Raw genomic sequence first — 6,413 nt, 5'->3', positions numbered from 1 at the left:
TTTTCAATAATAGAAAATATTCTAGGTAGACAATCTGCCCTTTTTATAGGAATTAAATTACCCACAAAGCCAACAACATATTTCTTCGTTTGTCTCCATCCAGTTTTTTTTGATGCACTATCTTTATCAATTGGATAAAATATGTTTGTATCAACCCCAACTGGAATTATTGCACTATTTTCTCCGGAATAACCAATATTAATTCCGGAATTCAGAAGAGCTTTGCTCATAAATGTTACCTTGTTAGCATTCTCTAATATTTTTGGGAGATATTTACGCATAGTTTTATTATGTTGTGGGAGAGTATGAATATCCGACCCATATGCTGTTATCACACATGGCACCTGATAGGTTTTTGCAAGTTTTACAGCATAATATCCTTCTGGGCATGCCCAATGAGCATGAATAAGAGTATCTGACTTGATTTCAATATTATCTGTTATTTTTTTAAATATAGTTTTAAGATATTGCTTAGGAAAACAAATGTAGAGGATCATATCAAATATATTTACCGGGCAGTTTATTGGAATAATTCGTTCAGATTTATCCCATGATATTGCAGGTGAATTCTCAAGAGGTCTTCTCTTGATAATCCGATAAACAAGTGCAACACCACGTGAATAGTCACGCCTAATGATATATGTTTTGTATGATAAATCGTGTTGTTTTAGTTGTTTTAAGTATTCATAAACAAATATTCCACCATATGGAAATTTTTCTGTGGCATACAAGCCGGAGATAACACAGATATTCATTTAATATTTGTTAGCATTCTCTAACAATATGATTATCCCCTGTTCTTCATCTCTTCCGGAAGATCCCGAAGTCGTGCCGGGTTTCCTATAGCCATCATGCCTGCCGGCACATCCTTTGTAACGACCGATCCTGCTGCTACGACGGCTGCTCTGCCAATCGTGACACCTGGAAGCAGCGTCACGTTTGCACCGATCGCTGCAAAATCCTCATTAGTAACCTCCGGCCACATTTCAATCCCTAAAGTACAGATCCCTTGTATATACCTTCTCCATCGCATCCTCAAGCTCCGGATCATATCTGTTTGCCACGATCACCGCAGCATCCTTTTTGAACTGATCGAGTGAATGCATCACACGCCAGGATCCAAATATATCCTCCTTCAGTGTCGGCTCATAGACGATGATATCGGCCCCCAGATCCTGCAGACGCTGCATGACCCCCTGGATGCTCGACGCACGGAAGTTATCGGATCCTGACTTCATGGTGAGCCTGTACACCCCGACGGTGCACGGAAGACCGCCTGCTTTTTCCAGAACACGGTCTGCGATAACATCCATCCGTGTCTCGTTGGACTCAACGATAGCGCGCACGACTTTGTTTGGAACATCCTTGAAGTTTGCCAGCAGCTGCTTCGTGTCCTTCGGCAGGCAGTAGCCTCCGTAGCCAAAGGACGGGTTGTTGTAATGACCGCCGATACGCGGATCGAGGCATACACCGTCGATGATCTGCTTGGTGTCGAGGCCCTTCGCTTCCGCATAGGTGTCGAGCTCGTTGAAGAAGCTGACGCGCAGAGCAAGGTAGGTGTTTGCGAAGAGTTTTATTGCCTCGGCCTCCGTCGGGTCAGTGATGAGGACAGGGATGTCTTTTTCGATCGCGCCTTCCTTGAGGAGGGCGGCAAACCGCTCTGCAGCTGTGCGGAGCTTGGGATTATCTGCCGGTGCGCCAACGATGATGCGGCTTGGATACAGGTTATCATAGAGAGCCTTTCCTTCGCGCAGGAACTCCGGCGAGAAGATGATGGTATCGAGCCCGTATTTTTCGCTGACTGCTTTTGTATAGCCAACAGGAACGGTCGATTTTATGATGAGTATGGCATCCGGGTTCACGCGTTTGGCGATCTCGATGACATCTTCGACTGCGGAAGTATCAAAGTGGTGGGTGGCTGTTTCGTAATTTGTCGGAGTGGCGATCACGATGAACTCGGCATCACGGTAGGCCGCTTCCTTGTCAGTCGTGACGGTGAGATCCAGAGGTTTATGCGCGAGGTACTCTTCGATCTCGTGATCGGTGATCGGGGATTTTTTCGCGTTGATCAGGTCGGCTTTCTTCTGTGTAGTGGTCACTGCAGTGACACAATGATTCTGTGCAAGAAGCACAGCGAGGGAAAGTCCGACATATCCTACTCCTGCGACAGTGATTTTCATATCTATAGTATTTCTTCTACAGCATTATAGAGTCTGGGATTTTTGCCGGATCCTGGGGAGTCTGTCCCGATGGTGTGTCAATTAGGTGTGGGGAATTGTTTATGATAACTGACCTGGTGTGCTCTTATTCAATAAATTGACGTACGTCTAAGATGAAATATGAGTTCGTGTAAGGCTGGGTGTGGAAGCATGAGAAAAAAACTAACCGCGAATCGCCATACTTCGCTTTGCTCCCCGCATCGGGTCTTCGAACCTCATTTGATTCCGCCCATCGGGAGAGGAAAATGGATTTGCTGACTGATCTCCTTATCTCGATCGCTCGTCATGTCTATAAGCCGGAGATAACACAAATTTGCACCGATCCCAGTACCGACGAGTCCGCCGATACCGGTCGGTGGGTACATATTGGGAATAACTGCGTTCGGGCTGATTATGATATAGGTGCCAGTATCGAATATCTTAATGTTGGTATCAGACTCAATGTCAATTGGAACTATCTTTTCAGCCAAACAGATTATTCTATCCTCATTTCATCTATTTCATCTGGATGTTAATTCATTTTCTAACGTATCCCGAACAATCTTAGAATAACGGGGATCTCTTAATAATAATTGCAAATTTGATATAATCCATCCCGGAATATCCCCTATGTCATATCTCGTGTTTTTTGTAATATATCCAAGATAATCAGAGTAGCAGCGTAATGCATCAGCGAGTTGTACCTCATTATTCAGGCCGGGTTTTGTATTCTCCAAAATCGGAAAAATATCCGGAGTGAATACATATCGGCCCATTGCACCAATATTGGACGGCGCAACTTCCGGAGAGGGTTTTTCGATCACATCCTTAATTTTATACAATGCATCATCTATGAGGTCACCATCAATTATCCCATAATCCTTTATTTTCGATACAGGAACAGGCTCAACACCAATCACAGGCACATGATATTTATAATATACATCTATCAGCTGTTCGGTGCAGGGTTTTTCTCCGGAATCTGCTACGCAAATTGTATCGCCTAATAACACAGCAAATGGTTCTGCACCAACATGTTGTTTTGCGCATAATATAGCATCACCAAGACCTTTTTGCTCCTTCTGACGGATAAAGTGGATGTCTGCAAGATTTGTCAGCTCATCATTTTCTCGAATGAGTTCCTCATCACCACGTAATGCTAATAATTTATTTAACTCGGGATTATTATCGAAATGGTCTTCGATAGCACGTTTGTTTTTTCCGGTGATAATGAGAATATCATCACACCCTGATGCAACTGCCTCCTCAACTACATACTGGATAACTGGTTTATCTATTACCGGAACCATCTCTTTTGGCATGGCTTTCGTAATCGGGAAGAATCTGGTTCCCCACCCGGCTGCAGGAATAACTGCTTTAGTTACTTTTTCCATCTTGTTCACCCACAAATCCCTTCTGATTGGAATTTATATCCACCAAATATAACAAATAAATTAATGAGATGCATGACATACGTTATGCTTGAATGATGTATATAAATTGCTGTATGAATATCTCTGGAATTGGTGACCCCAGATAACATGTATTATGTATAAAAATGAAATAGTGAGACACCTCTCTGATCTCAGTATGGGATCATTTGATCTTCAAAAACACCCTATCTGATTTCCGTCAATTAGATTACTTTTGATACTACCTCAATCACTTTCTCTTGTTCCAAATCTGTCAAATACGGGGAAAATGGCAGACCTAAATTACACTCGGCATATCTTTCAGCATTAGGATAGGACTCATTATTTTTTGAGGAGAAGACTTTTAGTTTGTGCAATGGATTTGGATAATATATCAAAGACGGAATATCATTCTTTTTTAACTCCTGAATAAGTAACTCCCTTTGATCAGAAGAATCAGATAGAATAACGTATTGCGCATATGATGAGATCGAGTTTTCCGTGATTATCGGAGTCTGAACTCTGCCATCAAACGCTTCATCATATTTAGATGCAACGTTTTGCCTCACAGTCAATTCACTCTCCAGATGCTCCAACTTTGTCAGCAATACTCCGGCTTGAAGTGTATCAAGTCTGGAATTAATCCCAATACGGACATTGTCGTATTTATCTTTCCCTTTACCATGTACTTTTATTGATTTAATGAGAGCAGCTGTATCTTCATCATCAGTAAATACTGCACCGCCGTCACCATAACATCCCAATGGTTTTGATGGGAAAAATGAAGTGGCGGCAATATCAGCAAATGAGCCGCATCGACGATCATGATATCGTGCACTCATCGCTTGGGCAGCATCTTCGATTAAAATCAAATTGTGTTGATGACATAGAGTAGATAATTCCTGATATCTAGCTGGGTTGCCAAGGAAATCGACTGCAATTACTGCTTTCGGCTCATATATCCCCTCTTTTTCTACAAGAGCTATTTTCTCTTTCAATGAATCCAAATCAATATTGTATGTTTCTGGATTTATGTCACAGAAAATCGGTGTTGCTCCCAGCATACAGGCAGGCTCAACAGATGCGATAAACGTCATCGCCGGACAAAATACTGCATGACCCGGGCCAATACCATATGCCATATAAATCAATTGTAACGCGTCAGTTCCATTTCCACAACTGATACAATATTTTCTTCCAACATAGTCAGATAATTTATCTTCAAATTCTGATACCTCGTCACCACCGATATATTGTGCTGACGATAAGATTTTATTTAATCTAACATCCAGTTGCTGTTTGATCGTGTTGTACTGAGCTTTAAGATTAATAAATTCCATTAAAATGTCCCCTCCATTTCTGTTATTTCAAAATTATCCAATGGCAGTTTAACTGCACGGCCTGTTTTCTTTGATTTATACATTGCAAGGATCAATTCAACGACTTTTTTCCCCTCATCTCCATCAAGTATGTGTGGGGCACCTGTTCTTAATGATCTGATAACATCAGCATAAAGTTTAGTATGCCCAAGTCCGGTAGAGTTTGTTGGGACTTCGTCAACTGCTTTTTTAATTAATTCCAGATTGTCCAGCCCATCAGCAAATGTCCATTCATGGATCCGATTCAACGACTCTCCTCCAACCTGTACAGTACCTTTTTCTCCAAAAATATTCAATGTTTCCTCTAAATTTTTTGGGTAGATATTCACCGTTCCTTCAAATGATGCATATGCCCCGCTTTTAGCTTTAATAAGTGCAAGACCTAAATCTTCACCCTCAATATATGGGTGCTGCTGACGAGCTGTATACGCAAAAACTTCGTCGATATCTCCCAGCATCCAACAGAGAAGATCTAGATCATGAATGCACTGATTCATTAAACACCCGCCGTCAGATTTCCATTTGCCACGCCAGCCGGCTTGATCATAGTAATTTTTATTTCTATTCCATCTCACATGTGCAGTCATGTGCGAAATATGGCCAAAACGATCAGAATCAAGAGCCTTCTTTATGGCTGTAATGGAATTATTGTAACGATTCTGGTGACAGGTAATCAACAATAAACCCTTTTCTTTGGCTTTAGAGATCATGGCGTCCATTTCTTTCAAGTTGAGCGCCATTGGTTTTTCTACGATCACATTACAATTATTTTCAAGGCAGTCATGTGCCATCATGCCATGCAGCCAAGAAGGGGTTGCAATCGTTACAATATCAGGTTTTTGCTCATATAGCATTACTTTGTAATCGGTATATCTGGCAATATTTCCACTCAATCCCGCATTATTAAGAGATTTTTCAATATTTTCTGGAACGGTATCACATACAGCTACCAGCTCAATATCTTTACTATTTGCTTTTACAGCAATGAGATGGTTTCTTGAGATAACACCCATCCCAATAATTGCATGTTTAAATTTTTTCATTCAGATTTCGCCTCTAAAACTCCATCATTATTCAAATTATATACTTTACCACAATCCGGACATATAAATCGGTCATTTAACCTGTGACCACATTCACATACCCACCCGATCTGACGTGCGGGGTTTCCAACCATTAAGGCATAATCTGGCACATCTTTAGTTACAACAGAACCCGAACCGATCATAGCATGACGCCCAATCTTAATGCCACACACAACTACTGAATGCGCGCCAAGAGATGCTCCATAAGAAACATGGGTTGGGAGATAATAAGGACCTTCCTTGGCTCTAGGATATAAACAACGAGGGATTTTCACATTTGTAAAGGTCATGGAAGGTCCGCAAAATACATAATCCTCAAGAGTAACCCCATAATATACC

Annotated in this window: 7 protein-coding genes and 1 pseudogene; all 8 read right to left on the bottom strand. The window is 41.5% G+C overall.

What is annotated here, in order from left to right; translation table 11 throughout:
- The coding region (locus EYA77_RS04555; RefSeq protein ID WP_167816018.1) for a glycosyltransferase at positions 1-755 on the bottom strand (755 nt) is incomplete at its 3' end.
- Between the two features lie 32 nt (positions 756-787).
- Positions 788-955 (bottom strand): annotated as a pseudogene (locus tag EYA77_RS09895) (DapH/DapD/GlmU-related protein); the annotation flags it as partial.
- 31 nt (positions 956-986) lie between these two features.
- Positions 987-2,180: a nucleotide sugar dehydrogenase gene (locus tag EYA77_RS04545; protein WP_167816016.1), complete on the bottom strand. Its 1,194-nt coding sequence runs from the start codon at positions 2,178-2,180 to the stop codon at positions 987-989.
- Between the two features lie 254 nt (positions 2,181-2,434).
- Positions 2,435-2,689 carry a hypothetical protein gene (locus tag EYA77_RS04540; protein ID WP_167816015.1) on the bottom strand — a complete coding sequence of 85 codons (255 nt, stop codon included), beginning with the start codon at positions 2,687-2,689 and terminating at the stop codon, positions 2,435-2,437.
- A gap of 30 nt (positions 2,690-2,719) precedes the next feature.
- The gene (gene galU, locus EYA77_RS04535; RefSeq protein ID WP_167816014.1) at positions 2,720-3,592 is read right to left on the bottom strand and encodes a UTP--glucose-1-phosphate uridylyltransferase GalU; all 873 of its coding nucleotides are present in this window, start codon (positions 3,590-3,592) and stop codon (positions 2,720-2,722) included.
- A 242-nt stretch (positions 3,593-3,834) separates the two neighbouring features.
- Positions 3,835-4,950 carry a DegT/DnrJ/EryC1/StrS aminotransferase family protein gene (locus tag EYA77_RS04530; protein ID WP_167816013.1) on the bottom strand — a complete coding sequence of 372 codons (1,116 nt, stop codon included), beginning with the start codon at positions 4,948-4,950 and terminating at the stop codon, positions 3,835-3,837.
- A complete protein-coding gene (locus EYA77_RS04525; protein ID WP_167816012.1) occupies positions 4,950-6,032 on the bottom strand; it encodes a Gfo/Idh/MocA family protein in 1,083 nt (360 codons plus the stop codon). The genes EYA77_RS04530 and EYA77_RS04525 overlap by 1 nt, the downstream gene beginning before the upstream one ends.
- Positions 6,029-6,413, bottom strand: a 385-nt coding sequence (locus EYA77_RS04520) for an acyltransferase (RefSeq protein WP_167816011.1), incomplete at its 5' end; no start/stop codon positions are given. The genes EYA77_RS04525 and EYA77_RS04520, both read right to left, overlap by 4 nt.

The sequence above is a fragment of the Methanocorpusculum sp. GPch4 genome (assembly GCF_012062385.1).
GTDB lineage: Archaea > Halobacteriota > Methanomicrobia > Methanomicrobiales > Methanocorpusculaceae > Methanocorpusculum > Methanocorpusculum parvum.
This window is presented reverse-complemented; position numbering and strand designations above follow the sequence as displayed.

Bases quoted from the DNA above. Each gene is read 5' to 3' on its own strand.
- EYA77_RS04545 (WP_167816016.1), bottom strand. From the start codon at position 2,180: ATGAAAATCACTGTCGCAGGAGTAGGATATGTCGGACTTTCCCTCGCT.
- galU (WP_167816014.1), bottom strand. From the start codon at position 3,592: ATGGAAAAAGTAACTAAAGCAGTTATTCCTGCAGCCGGGTGGGGAACC.
- EYA77_RS04530 (WP_167816013.1), bottom strand. From the start codon at position 4,950: ATGGAATTTATTAATCTTAAAGCTCAGTACAACACGATCAAACAGCAA.
- EYA77_RS04525 (WP_167816012.1), bottom strand. From the start codon at position 6,032: ATGAAAAAATTTAAACATGCAATTATTGGGATGGGTGTTATCTCAAGA.